The 15,786-nt window shown below is 70.2% G+C and carries 13 protein-coding genes and 1 tRNA gene; 2 read left to right on the forward strand and 12 right to left on the reverse strand.

The window, feature by feature from the left end; genetic code table 11:
- Positions 1-227 precede the first annotated feature (227 nt).
- On the reverse strand, positions 228-353 hold the full coding sequence (locus tag ACZ3I4_RS16150; protein ID WP_465382707.1) for a hypothetical protein: 126 nt from the start codon (positions 351-353) through the stop codon (positions 228-230).
- Positions 354-1,615: 1,262 nt separating this feature from the next.
- Positions 1,616-2,326 (reverse strand): hypothetical protein, encoded by a 711-nt coding sequence (locus tag ACZ3I4_RS16155; RefSeq protein ID WP_465382708.1) that lies wholly within the window; start codon positions 2,324-2,326, stop codon positions 1,616-1,618.
- Positions 2,327-2,428: 102 nt separating this feature from the next.
- Between ACZ3I4_RS16155 and ACZ3I4_RS16160 the strand changes: the two genes are divergently transcribed.
- A complete protein-coding gene (locus tag ACZ3I4_RS16160; protein WP_465383010.1) occupies positions 2,429-4,849 on the forward strand; it encodes a bifunctional polysaccharide deacetylase/glycosyltransferase family 2 protein in 2,421 nt (806 codons plus the stop codon).
- An 87-nt stretch (positions 4,850-4,936) separates the two neighbouring features.
- Here the strand turns inward: ACZ3I4_RS16160 and ACZ3I4_RS16165 are convergent, their stop codons facing one another.
- Positions 4,937-6,181, reverse strand: a complete 1,245-nt coding sequence (locus ACZ3I4_RS16165; RefSeq protein WP_465382709.1) for a GAF domain-containing sensor histidine kinase — start codon at positions 6,179-6,181, stop codon at positions 4,937-4,939.
- Positions 6,182-6,376: 195 nt separating this feature from the next.
- Between ACZ3I4_RS16165 and ACZ3I4_RS16170 the strand changes: the two genes are divergently transcribed.
- Positions 6,377-8,026 carry a hypothetical protein gene (locus tag ACZ3I4_RS16170; protein WP_465382710.1) on the forward strand — a complete coding sequence of 550 codons (1,650 nt, stop codon included), beginning with the start codon at positions 6,377-6,379 and terminating at the stop codon, positions 8,024-8,026.
- Positions 8,027-8,077: 51 nt separating this feature from the next.
- Here ACZ3I4_RS16170 and ACZ3I4_RS16175 read toward each other — a convergent pair whose 3' ends face one another.
- The 9 genes from ACZ3I4_RS16175 to ACZ3I4_RS16215 form a co-directional block, all read right to left on the reverse strand.
- Entirely contained in the window at positions 8,078-8,242 is a 165-nt protein-coding gene (locus ACZ3I4_RS16175) for a hypothetical protein (protein ID WP_465382711.1), read from the reverse strand.
- A 98-nt stretch (positions 8,243-8,340) separates the two neighbouring features.
- Positions 8,341-8,937, reverse strand: coding sequence for a helix-turn-helix transcriptional regulator (locus ACZ3I4_RS16180; protein WP_465383011.1), 597 nt, complete (start codon positions 8,935-8,937; stop codon positions 8,341-8,343).
- Between the two features lie 277 nt (positions 8,938-9,214).
- Entirely contained in the window at positions 9,215-9,394 is a 180-nt protein-coding gene (locus ACZ3I4_RS16185; protein ID WP_465382712.1) for a hypothetical protein, read from the reverse strand.
- 368 nt (positions 9,395-9,762) lie between these two features.
- Positions 9,763-9,836: transfer RNA gene (locus tag ACZ3I4_RS16190), tRNA-Ala, on the reverse strand.
- A 79-nt stretch (positions 9,837-9,915) separates the two neighbouring features.
- Positions 9,916-10,665: a divisome protein SepX/GlpR gene (sepX, locus tag ACZ3I4_RS16195; protein WP_465382713.1), complete on the reverse strand. Its 750-nt coding sequence runs from the start codon at positions 10,663-10,665 to the stop codon at positions 9,916-9,918.
- 152 nt (positions 10,666-10,817) lie between these two features.
- Positions 10,818-11,450: a GNAT family N-acetyltransferase gene (locus ACZ3I4_RS16200; RefSeq protein ID WP_465382714.1), complete on the reverse strand. Its 633-nt coding sequence runs from the start codon at positions 11,448-11,450 to the stop codon at positions 10,818-10,820.
- The gene (locus ACZ3I4_RS16205; protein WP_465382715.1) at positions 11,451-12,758 is read right to left on the reverse strand and encodes a molybdopterin molybdotransferase MoeA; all 1,308 of its coding nucleotides are present in this window, start codon (positions 12,756-12,758) and stop codon (positions 11,451-11,453) included.
- Positions 12,755-13,669, reverse strand: coding sequence for a UTP--glucose-1-phosphate uridylyltransferase (locus ACZ3I4_RS16210; protein ID WP_465382716.1), 915 nt, complete (start codon positions 13,667-13,669; stop codon positions 12,755-12,757). Before ACZ3I4_RS16210 ends, ACZ3I4_RS16205 begins: the two co-directional genes overlap by 4 nt.
- Positions 13,670-13,717: 48 nt before the next feature.
- A complete protein-coding gene (locus tag ACZ3I4_RS16215; protein ID WP_465382717.1) occupies positions 13,718-15,712 on the reverse strand; it encodes a sensor domain-containing diguanylate cyclase in 1,995 nt (664 codons plus the stop codon).
- Positions 15,713-15,786: the final 74 nt, after the last annotated feature.

Genomic DNA, 15,786 nt, shown 5'->3' on the forward strand with positions numbered 1-15,786 from the left:
CGGTTCTCAGCCCTGGACCCTCAACGCTGGGCCGCCCTCGGTTCTCAATCCTGGGCCTCAACCGTCAGCCCTGGGCCTCAACCGTCAGCCCTGGGCCTCAGTCCTGGGCCTTGGCCCTCAGTCCTGGGCCTCAGTCCTGGGCCTTGGCCCTCAGCCCTCAGCTCGCACGAGCCGTCGCCGTGGCAGTCGCCGCGCGGCGGCTCGTCGCTTTGCGGGCATCGCCACGATCAGGCTCTCCGCCCAGGCTCGCCGCCCAGACTCGCCGCCCAGGCTCGCTCCTCGGCCACGGTGATGCCGAGGCCCGCGGCCACGAAGCCCAGCCGGGTCGACCCGGCTTCGAGATCGTTCAGCAAGATCGCTGTTCAGCCACCACCTCCCCCGCCCACCACGGGATGAAGGCGGCCGAACCCTACGTCATGTCAAGCCGGCTGGGCGGAGCTGTCCACAAGACACGATGGGTAGCTCAACCGGCATCCACAGGGATCGCGGAGTTATCCACAGGGCAAGCCGGCGACAGCGCGCTCGGGACGCGGGCTTGAACTGCGGCGCCGCTCGCGAGCCCGGCCGGACGCGCAGCAAGATACGCGGCTTGCACTGCGGCGCCGTTCCCGAGCAGGGCCGGACGCGCAGCAAGATGCAGTGCTGGAACCGAGGCGCCGCTCCCGAGCCTGGGCGCGCAGCTAGATCCAGAGCTGGAACTTTGGCGCCGCTCCCGAGCCCGAACTGGGCGCGCAGCAAGATGCGCGGCTTTAACTACGGCGTCGCTTCGGAGCTGCGGCGGCCGAACCTGTGATGCTGCGGTGTGAGGGCGGCCTGCGTCGCGGTCGGGCTTCACGCGGTGGGGCCAGGAAAGCAAGAGCGCGCCCCGATCGCCTGCCACGGGGGAAGCGGGCGATAGGGGCGCGCAAGATGAAGCTTAACGACCTCCGATGTCGGACACAACGGGTCGCCATCTGAACTTTCAAATTTCGATCAAGCCAATTCGACAACCCGGACATAGCGGTATATTCTCGTTAAGAAGTGCATATCGCCGCGTGAATATGCTTCGGGCTTTTGCCTCTTTCATTGTCGGAGATATGACAGCAAAGCATTTCCTGGAATCGCGTAACCCCTGCCGCCCCGCCCATTCGGCGCAGCTCAGCGAAGCGCGGTCGGTCGTGGCACACATGAGCCACCATCTGGTCAAACTCTCACGGTCATCATTTCGGTGGATTTCTGTTAAACGATCATCGGTCATGCGTAAGAGTGAGACGTCGCAAGATCGGCCAATATGTTTTTAAGCTCGCCGCGTGACTTCGCAGGAGCCAGAAAACCAGCATTTCGACGCCTCAGATCTTCCTGAGACCGAAGTGATCTCGGTCGAGACACCCGCGCCCGTGTTCGTGGACAGCACCGGCCGCCGCAGCCGGTTCTTGCGGCGGCTCGCGTACGCGTTCGGCGTGCTGGTCATGCTGTACGGCGGCCTGATCAGCGTGAGCCTGGCCGGTGGTCCGGTCCGGTCGAGCGCCGTGCTGCCGCTGCCCGGTCTCGAGCCCGAAGAGAAGGAGACGCCGGCGGTCCGGCCGAGCCCCGCCCCGACCCCGACCGTGACGCCGACCCAGGCGGCGCGGGCGCTCTACCTCCCCGAGGCCCAGCCGCGCCGGAGCAGCGTCCGGCCGCAGACGCCCCGGCTCGAATCGACCCGGGTGCCCTCGGCGACGAGGACGCCCACCCCGTCGCGCTCGGTCTCGCCGACCCCGACGAAGCGGACGCCGACCCCGGAGTCGTCCACGATCAAGCCCACCACGACTCCGACGGCGACGCCGACGACCACGCCGCCCACCACACCGCCGACGGATCCGATCATTCCGCTGCCTCCGGTGCCGCCCGGAACCGGCGGGGAGGGCGGCGGATCTGCCGTCGACGACCCGACGAGCCCGAGCCCGACCGGCTCGGGCTCGTCCGCCTCTGGGGGTGGAACAGGCGGCGGCAGCGGGAGCGGGAGCAGCGCAGGCAGCGGCAGCAGCAGCGGCGGCGGCGGGGCAGGCGGCGGCAGTGCAGGCAGCGGCGGCGGCGGGGCAGGCAACGGCGGCAGCGGCACCGGCAGCACAAGCGGCGGCACAAACAGCGGCGGCGGCAGCACAAGCAACGGGAGCAGCAGCGCCGGCAGCAGCGGCAGCAGCGGGGGCGGCAACGCAAGCGGCAGCACCGGCACCACCCGCACAGGCAGCACCGGAGGAGCGGAGGGCTCCGGAACTGGCGGCGGAACCGGCTCAAGCAGCGGCGGGAACAGCAGCACCGGATCGGCCTCGTCCGGCGACCCGTCCGAGACCACAGGAAGCTCCACACCCGACACCGCCACCGACCCCATATCCCTCACGATCAAGGTGCTCCAGTGACCTCCCACACCCCCGCTCACAAGGCCCCACCACCCAACACCCCTCCACCCATGCCGCCCACGAAGACCCGGACACGAGGCCGCGGCCCGGTCCGGCGCCGGCTCCTCCCCCGCCCGCGCATCATGCTCGGCTCGCTTCTGGTGCTGGTGTTCGTCGGCGTCCTGATCGTGCAGGCCTACATCAACGCCGAGTTCAAGAGCGACCACCTGGACTCCGAGGTCGGCGACCAGGCCGGCGTCCCCGCGGCGATCCTCAACGGCGGCCCGGTCATCAACACCACCGGCGGTCAGGCCAGCACCAGCCGGATGCCGCCCAAGACGATCGCCCTGACCTTCGACGACGGCCCGGACAAGATCTGGACGCCGAAGATCCTCGACGTACTCGAGGAGAACGACGCGCACGGCACGTTCTTCGTGGTCGGCTCCGAGGTGTCGCGGAACCCGGAGCTGGCCAAGCGCATCACCGACGAGGGCAACGAGCTGGGCCTGCACACGTTCACCCACCCGAACCTGCAGCGCCTCGCGCCCTGGCGGCGCACCCTCGAGCTGTCCCAGACCCAGGTCGCGATCGCCCGGGCCACCGGCGTGCACACCAACCTGGCCCGGTTCCCGTACTCGTCGAAGAACGCCGCCATCGACGAGACCAACTGGAAGATCATCAAGGATGCCGGGCGGCAGGGCTATCTGGTTGTCGTCAACGACCTGGACAGCGAGGACTGGCAGCGGCCGGGCATCCCGCAGATCATCAAGAACGCCACCCCGGCCGGGGACAGCTCGGCCGTCATCCTGTTCCACGACGCGGGCGGCGACCGGCAGCAGTCCGTCGACGCGCTGCGTCAGTTCATTCCGGCCATGAAGGCTCGCGGCTACCGGTTCACGACCGTCACCGAGGGCCTGAACGGCACGATCGAGCAGAGCAACAAGGCCGCGGCGGCGACCCCGGTGCCTCTGCTGCCGGAGAACCCGGACGCCGCGCACAGCGATGTCTGGCGGGGCAGCGCGGTCATCTGGACCGTACGGGTCGCGGACGGCCTGGTCTGGTTCATCGCGATCCTGTTCCTGGTCGTCGGGGGCCTGACCATCGGGCGTACGGCGCTGCTGCTGCTTCTGGCCACCCGGCACGCCCGGCAGCGACGGAAGCCGGGCTGGACCTGGGGGCCGCCGGTGGTCGAGCCGGTGTCGGTGATCGTGCCCGCCTACAACGAGAAGGAAGGCATCGAAGCGGCCGTACGCTCCCTGGCCGGCGGCAACTACCCGGAGATCGAGGTGGTGGTCGTCGACGACGGCTCCACGGACGGGACGGCGTCGCTCGTCGAGAAAATGCGGCTTCCCAACGTACGGGTGGTCCGCGTACCCAATGGCGGAAAGTCGAACGCGCTGAACACCGGCATCGCCCTCGCGCGCCACGACCTGATCGTCACCGTGGACGGCGACACGATCTTCGAACCGGACTCGATCAGCCAGCTGGTGCAGCCGTTCGCCGATCCGACGGTCGGTGCGGTCGCCGGCAACGTCAAGGTCGGCAACCGGGAGCGGATGGTCGCCGCCTGGCAGCACATCGAGTACGTGATCGGCTTCAACCTGGACCGCCGCCTGTACGAGGTGCTCGGGATCATGCCGACCGTGCCCGGCGCGATCGGCGCGTTCCGCCGCGAGGCCCTGGCCCAGGTGGGCGGGATCAGCGACGAGACGCTGGCCGAGGACACCGACGTCACGATGGCCATGCTGCGACAGGGCTGGCGGGTCGTGTACGCGGAGAACGCCAAGGCCTGGACCGAGGCGCCGGCCACGCTGGAGCAGCTGTACCGGCAGCGTTACCGGTGGAGCTACGGCACCATGCAGGCGATGTGGAAGCACCGCCGGGCCCTGTTCGACCAGGGTCCGTCGGGTCGCTTCGGCCGGCTCGGGCTGCCGTTCCTGGCCCTGTTCGGGGTCGCGCTGCCGATGCTCGCGCCGGTGGTCGACATCATGCTCGTCTACGGCCTGGTCTTCTGGGAGCTCGAGGAGACCGTCGTCGCGTGGCTGGGCATGCTCACGCTCCAGCTGTTCACCGCGGCGGTGGCGTTCCGCTTCGACAAGGAGTCGCTCAAGCCGTTGTGGCGGTTGCCGTTGCAGCAGTTCGCGTACCGGCAACTGATGTATCTGGTGTTGATGCAGTCGGCCACCACGGCGCTGACCGGCGGGCGGCTGCGCTGGCACAAGCTGCACCGCGCCGGGCTGGGCGTCCGGGCCGAGGCACTGCCCGTGCCCGTGTCCGTGCCCACTCAGGTTGCGCCCGTTGTGGACACTTGGCCCTCGACGCTCGGTCAGGGTCGCGCCGACTCGCATCCGGCGTCGGGCCGGGCGTTGGCGCGTCCGGCGGTGCCGTCGCAGTCGGTCCGTCTGCACGACACCGCGGAACTGGGTCCCGAGGATCTTCCGTCAGCCGGCTCGCCCCCGGGTGGCGGTTCCGGCCCGGTCTACACCGGGTGAGAGCCCGGCCGTACGCCGGGTGACGCGTCGGCCCGTGCCCGCTCGAACTGCAGCCGAGCGGGCGCGGGCCGATGTTCGTACGGGAAATCAGACAGCGATCAGGTCGTCGAGCATGGTCGCCGTGGTGAGGTCGGCCGACGGGAACACCACGTGCAGTGAGGTGCCGTCACCGGGCCGGTCCGAGAGCGCCACCGTGGCGTGGTGCGCGTCCAGGATCTTCTTGGCCACGGCGAGCCCCCGGTCAGGTCCCGGGATGTTGGCCGGGTTGGCGATCGCGCCGTAGTACAGGTGCGGGAACAGTTCGGGCCGCATGCCGTCGGGCATGTCCATGTCGTCGAGGCGTACGGCCGGGCCGGCCTCGATCTCGGTGCCGACTCGCACCCGCCCGCCCGACGGCGTGTACTTCACCGCCGCGAACAGCAGATGGGTGAGCACCTGCTCGAGGCGTACGGGATCGGCGATGATCGGCAGTGCGGGACCGCCGGCCTGGTTGAGAATCCAGATCTGCTTGCTGGCGGCGATCGGGCGTACGGCCTCGACCGCCCGCTGGGTGATGCGGGTCAGGTCGATCTGGCGCATGTGCAGGCTCTCGTTGCCCGATCCGGCCTCGGCCATCGTGCTCAGGTGGTGCAGCAGTTCGAGGAAGCCGCGGATGTGCCCGGCGGTGGCCCGCCCGATCAGGTCGGCCATCTCGGCGTCGTGATACCCGGTCTTCCCGAGCTTTCCCACGTACGCCGAGATGAGGCGCAGCGGCGCCCGCAGGTCCCCGCCGAGCAGGCCGGCCAGGTCGTCCTTGCGCCGCTCGAGCTCCTGCAGCCGGGCCGTGGTGTTGGCCAGCGCGACCGCGTGCCGGCGCAACTCCATCTGCGAGGTGACCTGCCGGGCCAGCGCACGCAAGGCCTGCAGCTGCTCGATTTCGAGGCGGCGGGGCTCGTTGTCGGTGACGCAGAGGGTGCCCAGCGCGTACCCGTCGGTCGTGACCAGCGGCGCCCCGGCGTAGAAGCGGATGCCGCCCTCGCCGAGGACCAGCGGATTGTCGGCGAACCGGCGGTCCTGGGTCGCGTCCGGCACGACCATCAGGTCGCGTCCGAGAATCGCGTGGGCGCAGAACGCGCTGTCCCGGTCGGTTTCGGTGCGTTCGGTGCCGATCCGGGCCTTGAACCACTGGCGATCGGTGTCGAGCAGAGTGACCAGAGACATCGGTGTTCCGCAGACGCTCGAGGCGAGCGCCACGATGTCGTCGAAGTCCTGTTCGGGTGCGCTGTCGAGGATGTCGAGCGAGTAGAGGGCGGCGAGCCGTTCGGTCTCGTTGTCGGGCAGGGCAGCTTTCATGAGTCACCTCCGAGGCTGACTCCAGAGGTACCACACAAAAGTAGCTATCCTCATGTTTCGGACTATCCTCAGCTCATTACATCGACGTCGATGAAATAACCATTCCCTGTACGCATATTTCGCGTACGGGGTGGAGGAATCGATCGCGACCGTGATATCCACAGGGGACACACCAACCAGTCACGGGGGAACGACTTGAAACGTTGGGGTGCCGCACTGCTGTGCGGCCTGATCATGTCCTTCGGCCTCGCGGGCACCGCCCACGCCGTCGAGCCCACCACTACGCCGGCTCCCGCGCCGACGGCGACCGAGTCGCCGGCACCGGCGGTCGCATCGGAATGCACCAAGCTCGAACCCGGTCGTCTCGGGGCGCTCACCGCCGAGCAGATCAGCACGGTGACGGTGGCGCCGGGCAGCACCGGCTGCACCGACGTCCACCTGCCCGCCGGGCGATACTTCCTGCAGGTCCGCGGCGCGGGCGTCGCGCACGGGGGCTGGCTGTTCCGGCCGGACGAGAGCCGCCTCTGCCCGGCCCCGCGCGGCTCCCTGTGGGAGTGCACCGTGGGCACAGAGGGCGATTACCAGCTGCGGATCAACAACCGCTCGACCACCGACACGCTGACCTACCGGGTCGCCGCGGTCCGGCAGGATCCGGCCGACTGCACCACCCGCATCTCCACCGATTGGGACGCGCCGCGTGTCCGGCTTCCGTACGGCGACCCGATCGAGGCGCAATGCGTGCGATTCAACGGCACGAACGGAGAGAGCATCCTCGGCTTCGCCGAGACCGGCAACGTCTTCGTCCGTGACCTGAACAACGCCGGAGTCTGCGGCTGGCCGCTCCGGTACAACCCGCCGTGCCAGCTCCGCGCCACCGGCGAATTCGTCGCCATGAGCACGGTGAACGCGACGTTGCCGGACAACGAGATCCAGATCCGGTCGCTGACCACCCGGGCCGGGTGTCCGGAACTCACGCCGGGCCAGATCGGCGACCCGACGACCGATCCGCTCAACGGTGTCCGCTGCCGCACGATCCACGTACCGGCCGCCGGCAAATACCTGATCACCAGCGCCACCGCTACCGGTGAGCCGCGCACCCTCATCGCGTACGAGGGAACGGAGTCGCTCGGCAACAGCGCCTGCAAGCAGACCTATTGGATCCCGGCTGACGGCACCTGCGTGTTCACCAAGGCCGGCACCTTCACCCTGGTCGCGAACGGCGACACCTCGAGCCTCGTCGACGACGTCCCGTACTCGGTTACGTTCTTGCACAACGAGCCGTCCCACTGCCAGGAGATCGGCGTCTTCGGGCTGCCCGAGCCGGCCCAGAAGGGCACGTTCACCACCGCCGGTGAGGTGCAATGCTACGAGTTCACCGGCGCCGACCCGGCTGACGTCAACGTCTTCTTCCCGCCGTCGGCCACCGGGGCCGCGCTTCCCAGGTCAGAGATGGTCCCGTCTCCCCGGTCCGGATACACCCGGTTGCTGTTCACCGCCCCTTCGTCCGGCGACTACAAGTTCGTCCTGCAGAACCAGCGGATCATGGCGAACTGTCTGCCGTGGACGGAGGAGGTGAACGCGGAGTTCGACGCCGACCACTTCACCCGGTGCTACCGGATGCCGGAGTACATCACCGCAACCCAGCTGACCACGACCATCGAGAAGCTGTCCGGCTCAGGCACCATCTATGGCCTCGTCAACCGCGACGCATACCAGCAATGCGCCGGCAACGACACCGAGTTCACCTGCGAGACCGGTGACCGGGAGGCGCCCACCCTGGTGCTGTTGGCCGACCCGGTCGCCAGCTACAAGATCACCCGCACGCCCACCACACCCGTGAGTTAGCCGGCATGTCCGCATCGGGGCCTCCCGCCAGAGGCCCCGATGCTCCGGCGTTCATTCGGCGTGGCGCAGCGCCCAGTCGACCGCGGTGTCGGCGATCTGCTCCCAGCCCGGCTCGGCGCAGGTCCAATGCGAACGCCCGGACACCTCGATCAGCTCGGTGATCGTGCCCTCGCCCTTGTCGTGGTGGGCGTTCGACCGGTTCACCGACGGCGGCATGATGTTGTCCTCGCCGCCCGCGATGAACAACAGCGGGGCCCGGTCGGGGTTCTTGAAGTCGACCCAGGTTTCCTGCTTGCCCGGCTTGAAGTTCGCGATCAGCCCGTACGCCCAGACCCAGCTGCCCGGGGCGGGAATCGCGTACCGGTCGTACGCGCTTCGACTCCTCCTCGGAGAGGGTGTTGCAGAACGCGTAGTGCCACTGCTCGGCCGTGAAGCCCGCGGCCTGGTGCCGCTTGGCCGGGTTGTTGAGGATCGGGAACAGCGATTTGATCTGCGACGGCGGGTTGAGGCCGTGGACGAGAACGATTGTTGCCATGCGTCGCGCTCCTTAACCAGAGTCCGGCGGGCGGAACGTATCGCCGCCGCGACGCACTGCGGTCGGCTGACGCTGCAGCGTCCTCGGCCCTGACTGCACAACTTGACCGGTCAAGCACGAGCGGCGGCCGACGAGCGCCGCACTGGCCCAGCGTCATCCCGTAGCGCGCCCGGAACCGCCGTGTGAAGTGGTTCGGATCGCGGAAACCCCAGCGCTGGGCGACCGTCGCGATCGCAAGATGGACGAGGTCGGGCTGGGCCAGCTGGTGCCGGACGCGGTGCAGCCGCTCCTTGATGATCCACTGTTCGAGGCTGAGCTCGGCATCGGCGCAGACCTTGTAGAGCTGACGCAAAGACACGTTGTGCGCGGCCGCGATCGATGCTCACCCCGGCCACGGCGGCCGACGACGGATCCGCGGTGATCTCGGCCGGCGTCCGGGCCAGGTGCGAGACGTGATCGATCACCAACCGGTAGAGCGGACTGGCCGCAATCCCCGGGGCACCCTTCCGCACCACGTCGAGCGGGAGCCCCAGCTGGTCGAACGGGATCTGGAGGCAGCCCGCCGCCCCTTCACCGGACCACGAGTGGTCGTTGGCCCCCGACAGATCGACGGCCACCAGTTCCCCCGGCGCCGCGACCCGCTGGTGCCCGCGCTACTCGAGCCGTCCCCGCGCCCGCTGCTGCACCGCCACCGCCACGATCGGCATGGCGTCCTGCCGGGCCACCTTGTCCGTACGCAGAAGCCGGATCCCGTGGACCGATGCGTGAAGATCGTCGCCGCCCGAGCTCCCACACCTCCATGCGAGCCCGCACGTCCCCACCCGGGTCCTCATGCAGCACATGACACGGGACCGACGCATACATCATCGCCGTGTGAACAGCCTCAACCCGCTCGTTCACCGGCATCACACTGGTATCAAGCACAAACCCCAACGGCCGCCCCGCCCCCAGTCGCGACAAGCCAGCTCAGCCGACCACAAGCCCCAACCCGAAGCGCAACCACCGGCCCGAGCGAACAACCGCACGAACGCAGCAACCGCCGATCGCAAACAATGCACTCAGGCGCAACAACACGCGAGCGGAACCGACCCGCTCAAGCGCAGCCACCGTAACGTGGGGTTTCCGGGGGCTCGGCCCCTGGAGCAGACATGACGAGCGCCCCGGGTCCGCGAAGTGTGCGGACACGAGGCGCCAAAGCTCGTGGAGCTGTGGGGATTTGAACCCCAGACCCCCTCGATGCGAACGAGGTGCGCTACCAGACTGCGCCACAGCCCCTTACCAGCCCGCGGACCGCAGTCCGTGGAACCGCAGCAAGGTTAACAGGTCGGCGGGCCCGCCCGCGAACCGACCCCACTCATGCGGTGTGGTGTCGGCCCCCGGCCTCGTAGGCCCGGCCCCGCAGGCCACCCGAGCGGCGGTAGTGCACCGAGGGTGCGGCGGCCGGGGGTTCGTCGCGGTCGAGGCCCATCGCCGTGCGGCGGGCGGCCTCGCGTTGGGCTGCCAGCTGCTTTTGCTTTTCGCGGCGGTCGCGGGCCCGCCGGGCCTGTTCGCGCCGGACCATCGCCTGCTGGGCGGCCAGCCAGGCGGCCTCGTGGGCCTCGATGCGACGACGGCGACGGTCGGCCAGGGCCCGGTTGCGCAGGTGCACCAGGTCGATCGCCAGCAGGGCGCCGGTGACCGCGAAGCCGATCCAGAAGCCGGGGCCGACGGCGACCACGCCGACCAGCTCGATGATGTTGAGGAGCAGCAGGGCGGCGAAGACGCGGCGGCGGCGTACGACCGCGGGGGTGTGCCGGCGCTGCGGCACGCGGCGGGCCGGGCGGCGGCCGGGGGTGACCAGGCGCAGCCGGCGTTGGGGCTGGGCGCCGCCGGGATCACCCGATGGGGCCGGGACCGTAACCGTGACCAGGCGTCCGGGGTTGATCGGGCGTCGTCCGGGCACAGTACGGCGACGGCGGTGGCGCTGCAGCACCCTCGCCGTCGACGACGCCCGCTCCGCGGCGAGCCGCTCGGTGGCGTCGTACCGGCGCACGAGCGCCGGTGCGAGGGCGAGCAGTCCGGCCGCGGCGAGGACGGCGAGGAGCACCGAGGTCGGCACCCTCACCCCTCCCGTCAGCTACGGGCGGCCCGCTGTGCACGTTCACCGCGGCGCGGACCGCAAGACCCAATCTCCCCGAGGCTACGGCCGCGAGCTGCGGAAATGCGCACGGCGCGCCGGGCGCGTCGAGCTGTAAGGATCAATAAGGCACACCCGGTTCAGGCCCGGACGCGCCGCCAGCGGGCCATGAGGCCGCCCTCGGCGGCGACCTCCTCGCTGGTCAACGCATATCCGAGATGGTCGCGCCAGCTGCCGTCGATGTGCATGTAGCGCTGGTGGTAGGCCTCCTCGCGGAAGCCGAGCTTCTCGACCACGCGGCGGGAGGGCCGGTTTTCCGGGCGGATGTTGACCTCGATGCGGTGCAGGCCACCGGGGCCGAACGCGTGGTCGACGGCGAGCGCGAGTGCTGTGGGGATGACACCGCGGCCTGCGGCCCGATGGTCGACCCAGTATCCGGCGTACGCGGAACTGAAGGCTCTCCGGACGATGTTGCCCAGGTTGATGTGGCCGACGAGCCGCTCACTGCCGTCGGATTCGCGCAGGCAGACCGCGAACGGCATGCTGTCGCCGCGCCGCGCGGCCCGCTTCATGTCGGCGTAGACGTAGCCGAACGCGCGCGTGGAGTTCATCTCGGACCACGGGCCGGGCGGCGCCGATTCCCAGGGGGCGAGCCACTCCTGGTTGGCGATCCTTACTTCGGACCAGGCCTTGCCGTCGCCGCGCTTGTAGGGACGCAACAACACCGGGCCGTCCGCCAGCACAGCGGGCCACCCGGGTGTGGACCCCAGCATCTATCGCCTCCGGTCGAGAAGCAGCACGTCCACGGTCGAGCCGGCGGTCGCCGTGGTGACCCGCTCACCGAGAACCAGCAGTCCGTTGGCCTCGGCCAGGCCGGAAAGAGTGTACGGTCCCCCGGCCAGCGGCTGCACCGTATGTCCCCCGCCGCGCCGCTCGGCCACGTGAGCCGGGCGGAATTCGCGCAGGCCACCGGGGGACGAGACGGTCTCGAGCAGGTGCGCCTTGACGCTGGGGCGGAAGACGGGCTCGGCCCCGGCCAGCAGCTGGATGACCGGGCGGGCCAGCACCTCGAAGCCGATCAGCGCCGCGCCGGGCTCGCCGGGCAGGCAGACGACGGGCACTTCCTCGCCGCCGACCGTGCCGAAGCCGAGGGTCGCGCCGGGGCAGAGCGCGACGTCGGTGAACTCGACGGCGCCGCGGCCAGGATCACGCCGGGACAGCACGCGCCGCAGCATGTCGCCCGGGCCGGTGCCGGTGCCGCCGGTGGTGATGATCAGGTCGGCCCGCAGGGTCTGATCCTCGAGCAGGCCGCGCAGCCCTTCCGGATCGTCGTCGCAGATCCCGATCCGGTACGCCAGTGCGCCCGCCTCGACCGCGGCCGCCGTCAGCGCGTGCGAGTTGGCGTCGACGATCTGGCCGGGCTGGCTGGGCCGGCCGACGTCGACCAGCTCGTCACCGGTGGCCACGACCACGACGCGGGGGCTGGGCCGTACCACGACGTGGCCGATGCCCGAGGCGGCGAAGGTGGCCACCATGGCCGGGGTCACGTACGCCCCGGCCGGCGCGAGCACCTGGCCCGCGGCGACCTCGTCACCGGCCCGCCGGACGCCGGAGCCCCGCTTGGGCGCGTGCGGGATCTCGACGGCGGCCATGCCCTGATCGGTCCAGTGCACGGGCACGACCACGTCGGAGCCGATCGGCAGCGGCGCCCCGGCGGCGACCGAGAAGCAGGTGCCCGGGGTGAGACGGACGGGACGCCAGCTCGCCGCGCCGAGGTCGCCCACGACGTTGAGCCGTACGGGTCGCCCGCCCTCGATCCGCCCGAAGGACGGGTGGGATCCGACCCGCCCGACCCCGGACAGGTCTTCCCAGCGGGCCGCGTACCCGTCGATCGCGGCCTGGTCGAAGGCCGGATAGGGGTGCGGGGCGACCACGTCGTTGGCCAGCACGTTGCCGTGGGCCTGGGTCAGGTCGAGGTCGAGCGGAGGCAGCGCACGAAGCCTGCGCAGCACGCTGCCCAGGTATTCGGCGAGAGGCATCAGCTCGTTGGCGGCCGCCTCGGCATCGGCCGTGGCCGTCATCCCCTCGCACCGCCGGCGACGAACTCGGCCAGCCAGCTCCGGAACTCCTCGCCCAGGTCCTCGCGCTTGGCGGCGAGCATGACGACGGTCTGCAGGTAGCCCAGCGGCATGCCGGTGTCGTAGCGGTGGCCGCGGTAGACGATGCCGTGCACGGGCACGCCATCGGCCAGCAGCTGCGCCATCGCGTCGGTCAGCTGGATCTCGCCGCCGCTGCCGGGCTTGGTGTTGGCGATCGCCTCGAAGATGCTCGCGGGCAGGATGTAGCGGCCCAGCACGGCCAGGTTGCTCGGCGCCTCGTCGGGCGCGGGCTTCTCGACGAGACCGGTGATCTCGACGATGTCCTCGCCCTCGGCCGACGGGTTGACCGAGGCGATGCCGTAACGGGAGGTCTCCTCCGGCTTCACCTCGCCCAGGGCCAGAACAATTCCCCCCGTACGGGCCTGGAGGTCGAGCATGGCGGGCAGGAGCGGCTTGTCCTCCTCGACGAACTCGTCACCGAGCAGGACCGCGAACGCGTTGTCCCCGACGTGCGAGGCGGCGACGCCGACAGCGTGGCCCAGCCCGAGCGGCTCGCCCTGACGGCAGGTGTAGATGTCGGCCAGCTCGCTCGTGCCGCGTACGGCGGCAAGCCTCTTGAGATCGCCCTTCTCCTCCAGCCGGGCCTCGATGTCGGGCCGCCGGTCGAAGTGGTCGACCATCGAGGTCTTGCCCCGGCCGGTGACGAGCAGGACGTCGGTGATGCCGGCGGCGGCGGCCTCCTCCACGATGTACTGCAGGACGGGCCGGTCGACCACGGGCAGCAGTTCCTTGGGCACGGCCTTGGTGGCCGGCAGGAACCGGGTCGCCAGGCCGGCCGCCGGAATGACGGCCTTCACCGCCCGACGGCCGGACGCGTCCGCGTTCGTGGTCATCAAGGTCACCGCACCTTCGCTCAGTCGTGCCCGTGGTATCCCGCGAGACTATCGGCCACGTCTGTGTGGCTGCGGTCGTAACCCGCCCGGCACAGCCGTCGTCTGATCAAAGTTTCCTTCATGATCCTCAGAAGAAACCTCTGACTTCGTCACATCTGCGGGTTCGGCCAACCGGTACGCGTCCCGGCCGGAGTTCTTGGCGGCGTACAGCGCCCGGTCGGCCGCCGCGAGCACCTGCACCGAATTCTCGCCGTGCTCGGGATAGACCGCCACTCCGATCGACACCGTGACCGGAATCTGGGCCCCGTCGACGGCCACCGGACGACTGCGCACGGCCGCGCCGAGACGTTCGGCCACGATCGCACCCCCGTACGCGTCGGTCTCCGGCAGCAGCACCACGAACTCCTCACCACCCTGGCGGAACGCCACGTCGACCTCGCGCAGCCCGACCCGGATCCGCCGGGCGAACTCACCCAGCACCGCGTCACCGGCCGCATGCCCGTACGTGTCGTTCACCTCCTTGAAGTGATCGAGGTCGAGCACCAGGACGGCGAGCATCCGCCCGAACCGGCTGGCCCGCTCCACCTCCCGGCGCAACGATTCCCGCAGGTAGCGGTAGTTCCACAGCCCGGTCAGAGGGTCGGTCAGCGAGAGCCGCTGCGCCTCCTCGTGCATCCGTACGTTGTGCACGGCCACCCCGGCCTGTCCGGCGAACGTACGAAGCGTGTGCAAGTCGGCGTCGTCGAACGCCTCCCCGCCGACCCGGTCGTAAAGGGCCAGCACACCCAGGGTCTCCGCCAACGGCACCGGATCGCCCGGCTCCTCGGCCACCGCCGGGGCACAGATCGGCACGGCCACGTACGTCAGGCAGGCCGGTTCGGCCGACGCCGGCGAACCCTGCCCACGCCGGGGCTCACCGGTCGCGGCAACCGATCCGAGCACGCCCGGACCGACCGGCAGCCGGCGCTTCGGCAGTTCGGTGTCGGCCACGTCCCAGTCACCGGACAGGCCCACCCCGCAGCGCGGGATCAGCTGACCGGTGGCCGGGTCGAGCAGCAGCACGAGGCCGGCCCGGGAGCCGGTCGCGGCCAGGGCCGTACGCAGCAGGACCTGAAGAATCCGGTGCAGGTCGTGGGTGCTCGAAAGGGTCTCGCCGAGGATCGACAGATGCCCGCGCAACTGGTCCCGGCTCGCGGTGAGCGCCTGCACGTAGGCCTGCAGCTCACGCGTCATCCGGTTGAAGGTCGCGGCGAGCCGGCCCAGCTCGTCGGCACGCGGGATCGGCACGCGGGTGTCCAGCTCGCCGTCGGCCACCCGGCCGGCCGCCCAGGCCAGTTCGCCCAGCGGGCGGGTGGTGGAGTAGGCCAGCCAGCGCGCCACCAGCACCGCGGCCAGCGCGACGGCCAGCACGACGGCCGGGAGGAGGGCGTACAGGAAGGTGGGTTCGCTCGGGGGGATGATCAGCGTGAGTCGCAGGGGCTGGCCGGGCTGAGCGTTCAGTCGACGCTGCTCCCCTTCGGTTTGCTCGCCAGCCTTTTCGCCGGTCAGGTGCACGTCGGTGCCGCTGGTGGCGGCCAGCCGGGCCAGGAACGCCGGGTCGACGGCCTGCGCGGCGGTGATCAACTGGTCTCCAGCGGCGGCCCGGGCGGCGATTGCCGTGGACGGTCCGTCGGCGGGCGCGGCGCAGTCCTGCCAGCCGGTGAACTCGACCGGCCGCAACGCCCGAACCGTCGTCCCGCCCCCTCCCGCCTCCACCCGGCGCCCGATCTTGATGTCGGTGGCCAGGCCGCGAGTGATCAGCTGGCCCGCCACCGCCGATCGGTCACCCGGAGAGACCACCGCCACGGCGTCCGCCGCCACCTGAAGCTGCCGGCAGGCCGCGGCCATCCCCGTTTGCACCGTCGACATGGCATGGTCGAGTCTCTCGGCGGTCCGATCCCGGCTCACCGTGGCGACAGTTATGGCGACGAAGATGGACCCGAGCAGCACCGGACCGAGCACGACCACCAGAAAGGCGGTGGTGAGCCGGCCACGCAGCGTCACGCATCCTCCCGGGAGTGGCCCTCTTTGGAGCGATGCTGACATAGTGTGCACCGTTTGCCGGTTTTCAAAAGGGG

The sequence above is a fragment of the Actinoplanes sp. NPDC021490 genome (assembly GCF_055562135.1).